This window comes from Qipengyuania sp. R86523, assembly GCF_044596365.1.
Classification (GTDB): domain Bacteria; phylum Pseudomonadota; class Alphaproteobacteria; order Sphingomonadales; family Sphingomonadaceae; genus Qipengyuania; species Qipengyuania citrea.
In genome coordinates, this window is the sequence record NZ_CP138997.1 from 1220388 (window position 1) to 1234376 (window position 13989).

The 13989-nt window shown below is 65.9% G+C and carries 15 protein-coding genes and 1 tRNA gene; 7 read left to right on the forward strand and 9 right to left on the reverse strand.

Going from position 1 to position 13989, the window contains the following annotated elements; translation table 11 throughout:
* Positions 1–14: 14 nt before the first annotated feature.
* The 4 genes from SJY12_RS06010 to SJY12_RS06025 all read right to left on the reverse strand — a co-directional run bounded on the left by SJY12_RS06010 (position 15) and on the right by SJY12_RS06025 (position 3302).
* The gene (locus SJY12_RS06010) at positions 15–1496 is read right to left on the reverse strand and encodes a sensor histidine kinase (RefSeq protein ID WP_397506469.1); all 1482 of its coding nucleotides are present in this window, start codon (positions 1494–1496) and stop codon (positions 15–17) included.
* Positions 1447–2124 carry a response regulator transcription factor gene (locus tag SJY12_RS06015; protein WP_050600073.1) on the reverse strand — a complete coding sequence of 226 codons (678 nt, stop codon included), beginning with the start codon at positions 2122–2124 and terminating at the stop codon, positions 1447–1449. Before SJY12_RS06015 ends, SJY12_RS06010 begins: the two co-directional genes overlap by 50 nt.
* An 82-nt stretch (positions 2125–2206) precedes the next feature.
* Positions 2207–2515, reverse strand: a complete 309-nt coding sequence (locus SJY12_RS06020) for a PepSY domain-containing protein (protein WP_397506471.1) — start codon at positions 2513–2515, stop codon at positions 2207–2209.
* 67 nt (positions 2516–2582) lie between these two features.
* Entirely contained in the window at positions 2583–3302 is a 720-nt protein-coding gene (locus tag SJY12_RS06025; RefSeq protein WP_397506473.1) for an SIMPL domain-containing protein, read from the reverse strand.
* 128 nt (positions 3303–3430) lie between these two features.
* On the opposite strand from SJY12_RS06025, the gene SJY12_RS06030 reads away from it, so the two are divergent.
* The 3 genes from SJY12_RS06030 to SJY12_RS06040 are packed head-to-tail and all read left to right on the forward strand — an operon-like array spanning position 3431 to position 7419.
* Positions 3431–4990, forward strand: a complete 1560-nt coding sequence (locus SJY12_RS06030) for an amidohydrolase family protein (protein ID WP_397506475.1) — start codon at positions 3431–3433, stop codon at positions 4988–4990.
* Positions 4991–5032: 42 nt separating this feature from the next.
* Positions 5033–6844 carry an ABC-F family ATP-binding cassette domain-containing protein gene (locus SJY12_RS06035; RefSeq protein WP_397506478.1) on the forward strand — a complete coding sequence of 604 codons (1812 nt, stop codon included), beginning with the start codon at positions 5033–5035 and terminating at the stop codon, positions 6842–6844.
* On the forward strand, positions 6841–7419 hold the full coding sequence (locus SJY12_RS06040) for a uracil-DNA glycosylase family protein (RefSeq protein WP_063511749.1): 579 nt from the start codon (positions 6841–6843) through the stop codon (positions 7417–7419). Before SJY12_RS06035 ends, SJY12_RS06040 begins: the two co-directional genes overlap by 4 nt.
* An 89-nt stretch (positions 7420–7508) precedes the next feature.
* Here SJY12_RS06040 and SJY12_RS06045 read toward each other — a convergent pair whose 3' ends face one another.
* Complete coding sequence (locus SJY12_RS06045) at positions 7509–7988, reverse strand: DUF6456 domain-containing protein (RefSeq protein ID WP_397506480.1); 480 nt, start codon at positions 7986–7988, stop codon at positions 7509–7511.
* Between the two features lie 98 nt (positions 7989–8086).
* Between SJY12_RS06045 and SJY12_RS06050 the strand changes: the two genes are divergently transcribed.
* Together SJY12_RS06050 and SJY12_RS06055 are read left to right on the forward strand one after the other, a co-directional pair.
* Complete coding sequence (locus SJY12_RS06050) at positions 8087–8659, forward strand: helix-turn-helix domain-containing protein (RefSeq protein WP_160767143.1); 573 nt, start codon at positions 8087–8089, stop codon at positions 8657–8659.
* A gap of 2 nt (positions 8660–8661) precedes the next feature.
* Positions 8662–9846, forward strand: a complete 1185-nt coding sequence (locus SJY12_RS06055; protein WP_397506481.1) for a glycosyltransferase — start codon at positions 8662–8664, stop codon at positions 9844–9846.
* On the opposite strand, the gene secF is transcribed toward SJY12_RS06055, so the two are convergent.
* Genes secF through yajC form a run of 3 tightly spaced genes read right to left on the reverse strand, consistent with a single transcriptional unit; the run spans position 9843 to position 12777 of the window.
* Positions 9843–10820 (reverse strand): protein translocase subunit SecF, encoded by a 978-nt coding sequence (gene secF, locus SJY12_RS06060; RefSeq protein ID WP_063506008.1) that lies wholly within the window; start codon positions 10818–10820, stop codon positions 9843–9845. The genes SJY12_RS06055 and secF overlap by 4 nt on opposite strands.
* 13 nt (positions 10821–10833) lie before the next feature.
* Positions 10834–12432, reverse strand: coding sequence for a protein translocase subunit SecD (gene secD / locus SJY12_RS06065; RefSeq protein WP_397506483.1), 1599 nt, complete (start codon positions 12430–12432; stop codon positions 10834–10836).
* Between the two features lie 18 nt (positions 12433–12450).
* Positions 12451–12777, reverse strand: coding sequence for a preprotein translocase subunit YajC (gene yajC / locus SJY12_RS06070; RefSeq protein ID WP_050600083.1), 327 nt, complete (start codon positions 12775–12777; stop codon positions 12451–12453).
* Between the two features lie 201 nt (positions 12778–12978).
* On the opposite strand from yajC, the gene SJY12_RS06075 reads away from it, so the two are divergent.
* Positions 12979–13055, forward strand: a tRNA-Pro gene (locus SJY12_RS06075).
* A gap of 134 nt (positions 13056–13189) precedes the next feature.
* Entirely contained in the window at positions 13190–13603 is a 414-nt protein-coding gene (locus SJY12_RS06080; RefSeq protein ID WP_397506485.1) for a holin family protein, read from the forward strand.
* A gap of 20 nt (positions 13604–13623) precedes the next feature.
* On the opposite strand, the gene SJY12_RS06085 is transcribed toward SJY12_RS06080, so the two are convergent.
* Positions 13624–13986, reverse strand: coding sequence for a DUF1622 domain-containing protein (locus SJY12_RS06085; protein ID WP_397506487.1), 363 nt, complete (start codon positions 13984–13986; stop codon positions 13624–13626).
* Positions 13987–13989 lie beyond the last annotated feature (3 nt).

The window sequence follows — 13989 nt, forward strand, 5'->3', positions numbered from 1 at the left end:
CTGGCAGCCGCGCGCTACGGCGCACTGCGCGGCAGCGTCAGGCGAACCAGCAAGCCGCCCAGGTCCTCGCTTTCGCCGAGATCCACCGAACCGCCGTAGATCTGGACGACATCGCGGACGATGGCGAGGCCGAGCCCCGTGCCGGGCTTGCCCGTGTCGAGCCGTGCACCGCGGTCGAAGATTTTCGCGCGCGCGCTTTCGGGGATGCCCATACCGTCATCCTCGATCCAGATCGTGCAGTCCTTCGCCGCGCGCACGGCATCGATCGTCACAAACACGCTGCCACCTCCGTATTTGGCAGCGTTCTCGATCAGATTGCCCAGTATCTCGTCGAGATCCTGCCGTTCCATCGCGACTGCGGCATCGCGGTTGCCATCGAGGTCGAACCGGGTGTCCTCGTAAATCCGGGTTACGGCGCGCAGCACGCTTTCCGCGCTCGGCCAGACTTCGGCGCGCGCATGGCCGCTGGCCCGCCGGCCCACGGCACGCGCACGGGCTAGATGATGCTCGACATGGCGCTGCATCGTCTTGGTTTCGCGGCACACCAGATCGGACAGGCGCGGATCGTGCGCTGTCGCGGCGTTGGTCAGGACGGTGAGCGGGGTCTTGAGCGCATGCGCCAGATTGCCGGCATGCATGCGGGCTTCCTCGGCCTGCTGCTCGGTATGGGCCAGCAGCGCGTTGATTTCATCGACCAGCGGTTCGACCTCGAGCGGGAGCGGCGCGGTGATCCGGTTGGTGCCATGTGTCCGCATCGCTAGGATCGCCTCGCGCACCCGGCGCAGCGGCGACAGGCCGTACCAGCTCTGCAGCATCGCCATCGTCAGCAAACCAAGCCCGAGCGCGGCGAAACTCCAGACCAGGATCGAACGGATCCGCGTGATCTGGTAATCGAGCTCGTCGCGAGCCGAGGCCACCGCGAAGGTCCAGCGCGTGTCGCTGTCGGGCAGGATGACCGTGCGTTCGACGATCCGCAGCGGTTCGTCTTCGAACTGGTCCGAATCGTAGAAATGGGGTTCGTTGTCGAAGTGATCGCCCTGTACCGTCAGGTTGCGATCCCACAGGCTGCGACTGGGGAACGGCTGGTGCCCTTCGCCGGTCACCTGCCAGTAAACCCCGCTATTGGGTTCGAGGAACCGCTGGTCGCCGAGAGAGCGATACAGCTGCACATCCCCGAAGCTGTCGATTTCGGCCGAAGTGATCAGCGCGGTCTGCACATATTCGAGCTGTTCGTCGAAATTGTCCTCGACCAACCGGACCAGCGTCCGATCGAGCGCGAAACCGCCGCCGAGCAGCAGCACGCCGATCCACAGCGCGGCAATCGCCATCATCCGCCGCGCCAGGCTGCGTTTGGCGGGCGGCGGCGTGGCCACGGTCACCGGATTTTCGGCGGCAGGATTCGCCGGCGGGGATTTCCCGACCTTCGCAACCGCGCCGGACGCCCCGTCAGGCGCGCGGCTGGTCGGCGGGGTCGTCGAGGCTGTACCCGAGTCCACGGATCGTCGTAATCACTTCCGCACCCAGCTTCTTGCGAATGCGGGTGACGAAGACCTCGATCGTGTTCGAATCGCGGTCGAAATCCTGATCGTAGATATGCTCGATCAGTTCGGTGCGGCTGACGACCTTGCCCTTGTGGTGCATCAGGTAGCTCAGCAGCTTGTATTCCTGCGCGGTCAGCTTGACCGGTTCGCCCTGCAGCGTCACCCGGCCCGACCGCGTATCGAGGCGGACCGCACCGGCAGTCAGCTCGCTCGACGTATTGCCCGAAGCACGGCGGATGAGCGCGCGCAGGCGGGCAATCAGCTCTTCGGTCTGGAACGGCTTGGCAAGGTAATCGTCGGCTCCTGCGTCGAGGCCGGCGACCTTGTCGGACCAGCTGTCGCGCGCGGTCAGCACCAGGACGGGGAACTTGCGGCCTTCCTTGCGCCACATGCCGAGCACGGTCAGCCCATCGATTTCGGGCAGGCCGAGATCGAGGATCACTGCATCGTAATCCTCGGTGCTGCCGAGAAAATGGCCGTCTTCGCCATCGGTGGACAGATCCACCGCATAGCCATTCTGTTCGAGCGTCGATTTCAGCTGCTCGCCCAGCGTGGGCTCGTCCTCGACGATCAGGATACGCATATAAGTCCGTCCTCGGATAGTTTACGCCGCGTTTCGTTCATGTCGGTTAACGCGTCAACCGCGCCCGCGTTTCGGCGCCCGGTCAGCGGCTGCGCCGCAGCACCTTGCCGGTGCGCGCATCGACATCGACATACATCACGCGGCCATCCTTGATGAACTTGAGCCGGTAGGCCATCGCAGTCGAATCGTATGCGGGCCCGAGATATTCGGCCCCGCGCATCGACGGCAGGATACGCGCCTCGATATCGCGCAATTCGAGGATGTTGCCGGCGCTCATCTCGCGCCGCGCCTCGCCCTGTTCGGAACGGCGCTGCTGCGCAGAAGCAGACTCGGCCAGAACGGGGCCCGCAACGAGCCCGGCGGCCAGCAATAAGGTCAGAATGCGTGACATGATGCGTGTCTGCCTAGCCGCAGGGCATTGAACAAGGGGTGAATGTGCGCGGAAGCGATGGTTCGACCTAGCGCGTCATCTCGAATTTCACCGTCAGTGAAACCCGCGTGCCGACCAGCCCCGGCTCGACGGGGGTCGGCGCATCGGCAACCTTCATCGCCTGCCGCCCGGCCGATTCCTCGAAGGCGATCGGCGAGCCGGCGGCCACGGATTCGCTCACTTCGAGCAGCCGTACGCTGGTGAAGCCCGACCACTGGGCATATTGCTGCGCCTGCGAGCGCGCATTGTCGAACGCGACCTTGCGGGCCTGCGCGCGCGCGGCATTGTCATCGTCCAGCGAGAAGCGGGGACCGCCGACGTTGTTTGCCCCGGCTGCAACCAGCGCATCGAGCACTTCACCGGCGCGGTCGACATCGCGCAGCGTCACGCTGACGCGATTGGAGGCCTGATAGCCGCGAAAGACCTGTTCGCGCGTCTCCTGGTCGTAGTCGTACTGCGCATTGAGATCGATGCCCGCGGTCTGGATATCGTCCGCGTCCACGCCCAGCGCCTTGATCCGGTCGATCACGGCGGTCATCTCACGCGCGTTGATCCGCATGGCCTCGACCGCGGTGCGCGCCTGGCTGGTCACGCCCGCGCTCAGATCGACGATATCGGGCTTGGCGTCGACCACTTCGCTAACGGTGAGTTCGACGACCGGGCCCTGCGCCTGGATCTGGACTTCGGCGGCCTGCGCAGCGGAAGCGAAGGTGGCTGCCGCTAGGGCGGGAATTGCGAAACGGATCATGGCTTTGCTCCTCATAGGTCGAACGGATTATCCGTTTGGCTGCTTTACGGCTTGCTGAACGGGAATGTTCCCGCTTTCCTCGGACCGTGGCAGCCGCTAGCCACCGTCGCGGACTTCAGGGGGTATCTATGAAAGCTTGGACATTGGCACTCGCGGCGCTTGCCGGACTGGGGGGGCAGCCGCTCGCCGCGCAGATGGAGCGCGTGCCCGATCGTCCCGCCGGCGAAGGCGAAGGCCCCTTCGACAGACTGCTTATCCGCGGGGCTACCGTGATCGAGGGCAGCGGCGCGCCGCCTGCCGGACCGGTCGATATCGTCGTCGAAGGCAACCGCATTGCCGCACTCTATCCCGGCGGGGCCCCGGCCGCAGAGGCGCAAACTGCCCAGCGCGTGGTCGATGCGCAGGGCATGTACGTCCTCCCCGGTTTCGTCGATGTCCATGGCCATAATGGCGATGCGTCGAAGGCGCCGCAGCCATCCTATGGCTACAAGCTGTGGCTTGCGCATGGCGTGACGACGGTCCGCGGCGTCAGCTTCTACTTCGGTCCCGATACGCCCGATATCAGCGACACGCGGCGCAGCGCCGCCAACACCATCACCGCGCCGCGCCTGATCCCCTATGCCGTGTTCGGCAACAAATGGGGCCGCGGCACCCCCGAAACGCCTGCCGCTGCGCGCGAATGGGTGCGCTGGGCGAAGGCGCAGGGATACTGGGGGGTGAAGTTCTTCAACGGCTATTCCCCCGCAGTCTTCCAAGCGGCTTTCGACGAAGCCGAGAAGCTGCAGATGGGCACTGTCGCCCATCTGGCGCAGACGGGCGTTGCCGAAGTCAACGCGCGCACTGCGGTCGAGCTTGGCCTCGACGACGTCACGCATTTCTACGGCCACTTCGAAAGCCTGCTCAAGGCCGGGCTGCCGCACTATCCCGGTGACTACAACTACTTCGACGAGCAGTCGCGCTTCGCCTGGGTGGCACGCCTGGCCCCGCAGGCGGTCGAGCCGGGTAGCGAGAAGTGGGAAGACTATGTCGACCTGCTGATTGACGAGGACATGACGCTCAGCCCGACCTTCAACATTTATGCCGCGAGCCGCGATGTCATGCGAGCGCGCGGTTTCGACTGGCACGCCAAGTACACGCTCCCCTCGCTCGGCGATTTCTACGCCCCCAGCGCGACCAATCACGGCAGCTATTACAAGGACTGGACCAGCGAGGACGAGGTCGCGTGGCGGAACTTCTACGCCAAGTGGTTCGAACTGACGAAGGACTTCCACGACCGCGGCGGGCGCGTCACCGCAGGCTCTGACCCTGGGTACATCTACCAGACCTGGGGCTTCGCCTATATCGGCGAGCTCGAGATGCTGCGCGAAGCGGGCCTGTCGCCGCTGGCGGTCATTCGCGCCGCGACGCTCGACGGCGCGCGCTCCTTGTACGAACCGCTCGGGCAGGAACCGCCGATGGGGCGCATCGCGGTGGGGCAGCTCGCCGATCTCGTGATCGTGCCCGAGAACCCGCTCGCCAATCTCAAGGTCCTCTATGGCACCGGGCATACGCGGCTGAACCGGGAAACCGGGGCGATCGAGCAGGTCGGCGGAGTGCGCTGGACGATCAAGGACGGGATCGTCTTCGATGCCCATGCGCTGCTCGCCGATGTCGCGCGGATGGTCGAAGAGCAGCGCCAGGCCCGCTGACGGCTTGCGGCGGGGGCCAAGCGCGCCTACCTCGCGCGGCCTATGGCACAGCCCCCCATCCTCAGCCTTGAAGGCATCGCCCTGCAGCAGGGCGGCAAGTGGCTGTTCGGCGGGCCCGACCACGAGCCGCTGGACCTGCACGTCGGCCCGCGCGACCGGATCGCGCTGATCGGACGCAATGGCGTGGGCAAGACCACGCTGTTCCGGATGATCGACGGCCAGGTCGAAACCGATGCCGGCGAGCGCAAGATCAAGCCGGGCACGCGGATCGTGGTGCTCGAGCAGGACCCCGACCTGACCGGTCATGCCACGCTGATGGATTGGGCGCTGGCCGGTGCCGGCGCCCCGCAGGAACACGAGGTCGACGCCATCGCGGGCCAGCTCGGCATCGACATGACGCGCGCCACCGAAGGCGCGAGCGGCGGCGAGAAGCGCCGTGCGGCCATCGCGCGTGCGCTGGCGCAGGACCCCGACCTCCTGCTGATGGACGAGCCGACCAACCACCTCGACCTGGGCGCGATCGACTGGCTCGAAGGCTGGCTCGAACGCTACAAGGGCGCCTTCCTGGTCATCAGCCACGACCGCACCTTCCTCAAGCGGCTGACGCGCGCGACGCTGTGGCTCGACCGGGGGATCCTGCGCCGCAAGGAAGTGGGCTTCGGCGGCTACGAGGCGTGGGAAGAGCAGGTCTATGCCGAAGAGGCCCGGGCCGCGGACAAGCTCGACGCCAAGCTCAAGCTCGAAGCACACTGGCTCGAACGCGGCGTCACCGCACGGCGCAAGCGCAACCAGGGCCGGCTCGAGAAGCTCTACCAGATGCGCGAACAGCGCGCCTCGATGATCACCGCGGGCGGCACGGCCAAGCTGCAGCTCGCGACCGAGGCTTCGTTCAAGTCCAAATCGGTCATCGTCGCCGACGGGATCAGCAAGAGCTATGGCGAACGCACGATCATCAAGCCCTTCAGCCTGCGCATCCAGCGGGGCGACCGCATCGGTATCGTCGGCGCCAATGGCGCGGGCAAGACCACGCTGCTGAACATGCTCACCGGCGAGCTCGAACCCGACAGCGGCAGCGTCGAGATCGCCAAGACGCTGACGGGCGTGATGATCGACCAGCAGCGCCAGCTGCTCACTGCCGACAAGACCGTCCGGCAGGTGCTGGCCGAAGGCGGCGACTGGATCGACGTGCGCGGCAATCGCAAGCATGTGCAGGCCTATCTCAAGGACTTCCTGTTCGACCCCAAGATCGTCGACATGAAGGTCAGCGTGCTGTCGGGCGGTGAACGCAGCCGCCTGCTGCTGGCGCGCGAGTTCGCCAAGGCGAGCAACCTGCTGGTGCTCGACGAGCCGACCAACGACCTCGACCTCGAAACGCTCGACCTGCTGCAGGAGGTCATCGCCGACTACGAGGGCACGGTGCTGATCGTCAGCCACGATCGCGACTTCCTCGACCGGACGGTGACGATCACGCTCGGGCTCGACGGGACCGGGAGGGTCGACGTGGTCGCGGGCGGTTACGAGGACTGGCAGCGCAAGCGCCGCCAGACCATCGCCAGCAAGGCAAGGGCGGACAAGCCGGGCGGCAAGGCTCCGTCCGCGCCCCCGCCCCCGCCGCCTGCAAGGCCCGCCAAGCTGTCCTACAAGGACCAGCGCGACCTCGAGCTCCTGCCGGCGCGAATCGAGGAGCTCGAAGCGGCGATCGCCAAGGGCGAGGCGATCCTGTCCGATCCCACGCTCTACACCGCCGATCCGCAACGCTTCGCCAACATCTCGCAAGGCATCGAGAATGCCCGCGCCGAGAAGGATGCCGCCGAGGAACGCTGGCTGGAGCTCGCCGAGCAAGCCGAAGCGTGAGCCCCGAGGCAGAGCTGCGCGCGGCGATCGCCAGCTGCCGCACCTGCGCGGCGCATCTGCCGCATGGTGTGCGCCCGGTGACGGGGTTTTCGGCAACCGCGCGGTTGCTTATCATTGGCCAGGCACCCGGGTCGAAGGTCCATGCCAGCGGAATCCCGTGGGACGATGCCAGCGGCGACCGGCTGCGCGAATGGACCGGGCTGACCAAGCAGCAGATGTACGACCCTGCGCAGGTGGCGCTGGTGCCGATGGGCTTCTGCTATCCCGGCAAGGCGAGCGGCGGCGACAAGCCCCCGCGCCGCGAATGCGCGCCGCAATGGCACCATCGCATCCTCGACCTGCTGCCCGAAGACCGGCTGACCCTGCTGGTGGGGACCTATGCGCAGGGCCATTACCTGCCCGGTGCGCGCAGGCTGTCGATGACCGAGCGCGTGCGCCGATACCGCGAATTCCTGCCGCACTTCTTCCCGCTGCCGCATCCCGCTTGGCGTTCGACGATCTGGATGCGGCAGAACCCGTGGTTCGAGGCCGAAGTCCTGCCCGAACTGCGCGAAGCGATTGGCCGCCATATCTAGGATTGCCCCGGCACCATCCCGACAGCATGCGGGAGACATGGACCGCATGGACCACGGTCCTGAGCGAAAAAGCCCGAGCATACGCAGCATCAACTAAGGCGATAGAAATCGGCCACTCGGTCGAGCGCCATGCCGAGCACCAGCTTGCCGCTGCGCGCGGGCCAGGCCAGCGCCTTTTCCGCCGCCGGCACGCCCTCACCCCAACAGGCGACACGCCAGAGGATATCGTTCAGCCCCTGCCCTGCCGCCGCCATCGCACCATCGAAGCGCGCTTTCGCCGCAAGCTGCCGCTCGCTTGGCGTGAGCCCGTCCCCGCCGCTTCCTGCGCAATCGACCCGCACCGGATTCCACCGCATCGTGACCGACGGCGCCAGCTGCGCCTTTTCGTAATCCAGCCGCAACCGCTCGGCGGCATCGAACCGGCGGTCGGACAAATGTCCACGCGCATGCAGCCAGGACAGCGGGCTTTCCGCCAGATTGACCGTCACGCTGCGCCGTGCGGGCCGTGCCCCCCTGCCACGGCGCGGGCCTTCCTCGGTAAGTTCACGTTCGACAAGCTTGCGGCGCATCGGCATTTCTCCTGCGGTGGGTGGGAGTTTGCCCTTGCTTCCATCTGGTTCCTGTAGGAAAGATGGAAAACCAATTTGGTTATTCCGGGAATTGGGCAGTGATCAACCGCATCCGCGATATCCGCCGCCAGAAGGGACTGACGCTGGCCGATCTGGCTGCTGCGTGCGAGCCGCCCACCACTCCGCAAACGGTGGGCCGGCTGGAAACGGGCATGCGCAACCTGTCGCTCAAATGGATGGAACGGATTGCCGCGGCGCTGGGGGTCGAACCCGAAATGCTGGTGCGCAGCGAAAGCGGCGATCACCCGCAAGTCGTTGCGACGCTCGAACAGGCGGGGCCGGAAGCGCGGGCCGCCCCGCGCGACGCCATCCTCGCCACCGATCTCGGCGGGGGCGGATCGCTGATGGTGCTCGATATCGCATTCCCGCATGGCGAATACCGACCCGGGGACCAGTTGTGGCTGCGCCGGATCGCGCCCGAGGAGGCTGCCCGCGCCATCAACCGCGACGTGCTGGTGCCCCGCAAGGGTGGGCGCTTCGCGTTCGGGCGGCTGATCGACCGACAGGGCAGCATGGTTGGGCTGTTGCCTCCCGGGCATGGCGAAAAGCAGCAGGTGGTCGACAATCCGGCGTGGATCGCGGTGGCGGAAATGCTGGTACGGCGGCTGTGACCGTGGCGAAAACCCGCCGGGTCCTGTCGCTGTCGACCCTGTTCCCCAACACGGCGCAGCCGCGCTTCGGGATCTTCGTGGCCAAGTCGCTCGAAGCGCTCCAGCGCGACACGCATTGGGACACGGCGGTCATCAACCCCATCGGCCTGCCGCCGCTGGCGCTGGGCCGCTATCGCGTGCTGTCGGAGGCTGCTTGCGACACGCAGGAATTCGGCATGACCGTGCATCGACCGGTATTCCGCCTGCTTCCCAAAATCGGCGGGCGGCTCAATCCGGGGCTGATCGCCAGGGCGGTCCTGCCGCTCGCGCGCGAACTTCACGCGCAGCAGCCGTTCGATCTGGTCGATGCGCAGTTCTTCTATCCCGACGGTCCCGCCGCAATGGCCGTCGCGCGCGATCTGGGCCTGCCATTCTCGGTCAAGGCGCGCGGCGCGGACATCCATTTCTGGGGCGCGCGCGCCTATGGCCGCGATGCCCTGCTGGAAACCGCCGACGCCGCCGCAGGCGTGCTGGCCGTGTGCGAGACGCTGGCCGACGACATGGCAGAGCTGGGAATGGCGCGCGACAAGATCACGGTGCATTACACCGGGCTCGACCGCGACCTGTTTCGCCCGATGGATCACGTGGGCCTGAAAAAGCGCCTCGGCGAAAGCTTCGGCATCCCGCTGGCCGCGTCGGACACGGTGCTGGTCACGGTGGGCGCGCTGATCGAACGCAAGGGGCAGGCCTTCGTGATCAAGGCGCTGGCCGATCTGCCGAATGCACGTTTGCTGCTGGTCGGTGCGGGGGCGGATAAAACCAGCCTGCGCGGACTGGCGAGGCAGGTGGGCGTGGCCGACCGCGTGCATTTCCTCGGCAGCCTCGAACCTGCGTTGCTCCCCCCCATCCTGAGCGCGGCCGATGCCATGGTACTGCCGTCCGCCAGCGAAGGCCTCGCCAATGCCTGGATCGAGGCGCTGGCCTGCGGCACGCCGATCGTCATCACCGATGCGGGCGGCGCGCGCGAGGTGGTCACCTCACCCGCGGCGGGCGTCATCGTAGCGCGGACGTGCCGTGCGGTGCGCGAAGGGATCGACGAGGTGACGCGCAACCCGCGCCCGCCCCAGGCGGTGGCGGCGACGGTGGAGCGGTTCAGCTGGACAGCGAACGCCGCCGCGCTCGCCGCCCATTACGACGCGGTCGCCTAGACCAGGCCGCGCGCCTTCTTTTCCTGTTCGTCGGCGACGCTTTCGGTCGGCACGAAACTGTCGCTGGTCACGCCCAGCCAGACCAGGATCGGCGCTGCCGAATAGACCGAGCTGTAAGTACCCACGAAGAGGCCCAGCGTGATCGCGGCGACCATGCCGAACAGGCTGGCGGGGCCGAACAGCAGCAGCGGCAACAGCGCCACCAGCAGCGTGAGCGAGGTCATCACCGTCCGCGCCAGCGTTTCGTTGACCGACAGGTCGAGCAGCGCGGGAAGTTCCATCTTGCGGTATTTCTTCAAATTCTCGCGGATGCGGTCGTAGATGACGATCGTGTCGTTGAGCGAATAGCCGATGATGGCAAGGATCGCGGCGATGATCTGGAGGCTGAATTCCAGCTGGAACAGCGCGAACATGCCCAGCGTCAGGCTGACGTCGTGGAACAGCGCGAACAGCGCGCCCACACCGAACTGCCATTCGAACCGGATCCAGATGTAGAGCGCGATCGCCCCCATCGCGGCCAGCAATGCATAAAGCGCGGTCTGGCGGAATTCGCCCGAGACCTTGCCCGACACATTGTCGTTCCCGTCGAGCCGGAAATCGTCATATTCGGCCTGCAGCGTGTCGACGATATCGTTGGCCGCCTGCTGCGCGGCTTCCTTGTCGGCGGAAACCTCGTCGGGCAGGCGCACGCGGATCGAAACCTGGTTGTCTTCGCCGAAGCGCTGCACCACCGGCGATCCGTAGCCGAGCGCTTCGACCTGGTCGCGCAGCTCCACCACCGGCGCTTCCTCGCTTTGCGTGAAGGTGGCGCGCACTTCGAGACCGCCGGCGAAATCGACGCCGTAATTGAGGCCCTTGGTCAGCACCAGCGCCCAGCTGACCGCAATCAGCAGAACGCTGATGGCGAAGAAGGGCACGCGCCACTTGAGGAAGCTGATATTGGTGTCGTCGGGGACGAGCTTGAGCAGTTTCATATCGTCGCCCTCCTTACAGTACGATGTCTTTGGGCTTGGCCTTGCGCAGCCAGCCGGCGACCCACATGCGGGTCAGGGTAACGGCGGTGAAGACGCTGGTGAACAGGCCGATGATCAGCACCACGGCAAAGCCGCGGATCGGACCCGAGCCAAACAGGAACAGCAGCACACCGGCGATGAAGTTGGTGATGTTGGCGTCGTAGATCGCGCGGCTGGCTTCGTGATAGCCGTTCTCCACCGCGGCGATGACCCGGCGCCCGCGTTTGCGTTCCTCGCGGATGCGTTCGTTGATCAGCACGTTGGCGTCGACCGCCGCACCGATGGTCAGCACGAAGCCCGCGATGCCCGGCAGCGTCAGCGTGGTGTTGAGCGCGGCCATGATGCCCAGCAGCATCGCCACGTTGATCCCCAGCGCCGCGGTCGCATAGACGCCGAAACGGCCATAGCTGACGATCATCAGCGCGATGACGAGCAGCGAACCGACACCCAGCGCGAGCATGCCGCGCTTGATCGAATCGGCGCCCAGATCGGGCCCGACGGTGCGTTCCTCGATCACGGCGAGATCGACCGGCAGCGCACCCGAACGCAGCGAGATCGCCAGCTGGTTCGCGGTTTCGACCGAGAAGCTGCCCGAAATCTGCGCGGAGCCGCCGCGAATGGGTTCGTTGATATTGGGCGCGGACAGGACCTTGTCGTCGAGAATGATGGCGAAGGGCTTGCCGACATTGTCGGTGGTCAGCTTGGCGAAGCGGCGTCCGCCGTCGCTGTCGAACTGGATATTGACGACCGGTTCGTTGGTCTGCGGATCGAAGCTCTGCTGCGCCCCGGTCAGATTGTCGCCGCGGATACCGCCGAGCCGGCGGACCGCCAGCGAGGTGCCTGCGAAATCGGAGGTATCGACATAGGGGAAGATTTCCGATCCCGGCGGGGCGAGGCCCTGTTGCACATCGCTGGGCAGCGCGTTCTGGTCGACGAGCTTGAATTCGAGCTTGGCGGTCTGGCCGAGCAGCGCCTTGAGCTGGTCGGGATCCTGCAGGCCGGGCACCTGCACCACGATCCGCGTATCGCCCTGGCGGATGATCGTCGGTTCGCGCGTGCCCAGTTCGTCGATCCGCTTGCGGACCACTTCGGTGGCGCTTTCCATCGCATCGCTGACAGCCTGGTCGGTGCCTTCCTGCGTGGGGGTGAGGACCATGCGGTTGCCGTCCTCGACCGCCATGTTCCATTCGCGCACCAGCCCGGTGCCGTTCATCGCGGGAAGCAGCAGTTCGCGGGCGCGGTCCACCTGGCCGGGATCGTCGAGCATGAAGCTGAGCCGGCCGTCGCGAGTGGAAACGTCGCCGATGCGGATTCGCGGATCGGCGCTGCGCATGGTGTTGCGCACGTTTTCTTCCATGTTCTCGAGCCGCTGCGCAGCGACCTGCGCGGCATCCGCTTCAAGCAGGATATGGCTCCCGCCGGCGAGATCGAGGCCGAGATTGACCATCGGCTGCGGCAGGGCATCGGGCCAGCGGATGCTGGTGGCCGACAGCAGCGAGGGCAGCGCGGCAAAGACGCACAGGCCGGCGATCAGCCATAGCCAGATCTTACGCCAGGTGGGGAAATCGAGCATGAAGTGGTGCGCCCCGTCCTAGTCGTTTGCGGCAGGCTTGTCGCGCGACGACAGCACTTCGCCGATCGTGTTGCGCACCGCCTTGACGGTCATGCCCTTGGTCAGTTCGACATGGACGTAGTGGTCTTCGACCTTGGTGATCTTGCCGACCAGTCCGCCGGCCGTGACCACTTCGTCGCCCTTGGCGAGACCCGCGACGCGTTCGCGGTGCTGCTTCTGCTGGCGCATCTGCGGGCGCAGGATGAGGAACCACAGGATCAGCAGCATGCCCAGCGGCAGGACCCAGCCCGTCCATGCGGGCGGCTCGGCTGCGGCGCTACCGGCGGCGGCGAGAAGATCGATCATCGATGAAATACCTGTCGGAAATTGGCGTTGTGTCGAATTCGCAATTGGAGCGCGCGGGCGCCGTGTTCAAGCCGCCTGCACCACCCTTCTTGCGAAAGTGCGGCGCGGTTAGCAGCAATGCGATGCCGGGGCAACGAATTGCCTGCGAACTGTGCTTGCCATGCTCAAACACCCGCCCTATAGGGCCGCCTCCACTGGTTTCGGGATGTAGCGCAGCCTGGTAGCGCACCATACTGGGGGTGTGGGGGTCGCTGGTTCGAATCCAGTCATCCCGACCAGTGGACTTCCCTCATATCGCAGCAGCCATGACGATCCGCGCGGTCCCGCGCCGACAGTCACGCGCCGACGTTCGCGTTTTCCTACACGAACCATTCTGGTTATCCGATTCGGTCTCACCAACCGGAGACGCCCCATGCCGTTCATCGAATCGCTTATCGGCCCGCTTGCCTCGATCATCGACAAGGTGATCCCCGACAAGGACGCACGGGCGAGGGCGAAGCTCGAACTGCTCGCGCTCGAAGGCACGCAGGAATTGAAGCAGATCGAGGCGCGCCTGTCCGCCATCGTCGCCGAAGCGCAAAGCGCCGACCCCTGGACCAGCCGCGCCCGCCCGAGCTTTCTTTACGTCATGTATGCGCTGATCCTGTTCAGCGTGCCGATGGGCGTGATCGCCGCTTTCGACCCCATCACTGCGCGCGCCATCGGCGAAGGCATGACCCGCTACCTCGCCGCGCTTCCCGAAGCACTCTACGCGCTCTTCGGCACCGGCTACCTCGGCTACACCGCGGCGCGCCAATGGGGTAAGGTCAAGGGCGTGGATCAGTAGGTCTCACGGAGAGAGCGTTCTCAGCCCGCGTCGGCTTTCTGGCGCCAGGGCAGGCGCCCTTCGATTTCCGTCTCGAGACTGAAGCTCAGGAAGGTTCGGATCAAAACGATTCCCGCCAGAACGGCAACGCTTTCCAATGTCGGTTCGATGGCGACCGTGTTGATGATGTCGGCCGCGACGAGGAATTCGAGCCCCAGCAGGATGGCCCGGCCGAGGCTGGATCGCAATTTCTGCACGGCCTCGTTGCGGTCGTACCCGCAGACCAGCCGGTACATGAACAGGGCCAATGTGGCGAAGCCGCCGATCGTAATGATGGCGATCCCGGTCAGCTCGATGATCCGGGTGGCGTGATTGGCAATTTCGATCGCGAGAGTGTCTAGCATACG

Coding starts and splice junctions, on each gene's coding strand:
- SJY12_RS06015 (WP_050600073.1), bottom strand. CDS start 2,124: ATGCGTATCCTGATCGTCGAGGACGAGCCCACGCTGGGCGAGCAGCTG.
- SJY12_RS06020 (WP_397506471.1), bottom strand. CDS start 2,515: ATGTCACGCATTCTGACCTTATTGCTGGCCGCCGGGCTCGTTGCGGGC.
- SJY12_RS06025 (WP_397506473.1), bottom strand. CDS start 3,302: ATGATCCGTTTCGCAATTCCCGCCCTAGCGGCAGCCACCTTCGCTTCC.
- SJY12_RS06030 (WP_397506475.1), top strand. CDS start 3,431: ATGAAAGCTTGGACATTGGCACTCGCGGCGCTTGCCGGACTGGGGGGG.
- SJY12_RS06035 (WP_397506478.1), top strand. CDS start 5,033: ATGGCACAGCCCCCCATCCTCAGCCTTGAAGGCATCGCCCTGCAGCAG.
- SJY12_RS06045 (WP_397506480.1), bottom strand. CDS start 7,988: ATGCGCCGCAAGCTTGTCGAACGTGAACTTACCGAGGAAGGCCCGCGC.
- secF (WP_063506008.1), bottom strand. CDS start 10,820: ATGAAACTGCTCAAGCTCGTCCCCGACGACACCAATATCAGCTTCCTC.
- secD (WP_397506483.1), bottom strand. CDS start 12,432: ATGCTCGATTTCCCCACCTGGCGTAAGATCTGGCTATGGCTGATCGCC.
- yajC (WP_050600083.1), bottom strand. CDS start 12,777: ATGATCGATCTTCTCGCCGCCGCCGGTAGCGCCGCAGCCGAGCCGCCC.
- SJY12_RS06080 (WP_397506485.1), top strand. CDS start 13,190: ATGCCGTTCATCGAATCGCTTATCGGCCCGCTTGCCTCGATCATCGAC.
- SJY12_RS06085 (WP_397506487.1), bottom strand. CDS start 13,986: ATGCTAGACACTCTCGCGATCGAAATTGCCAATCACGCCACCCGGATC.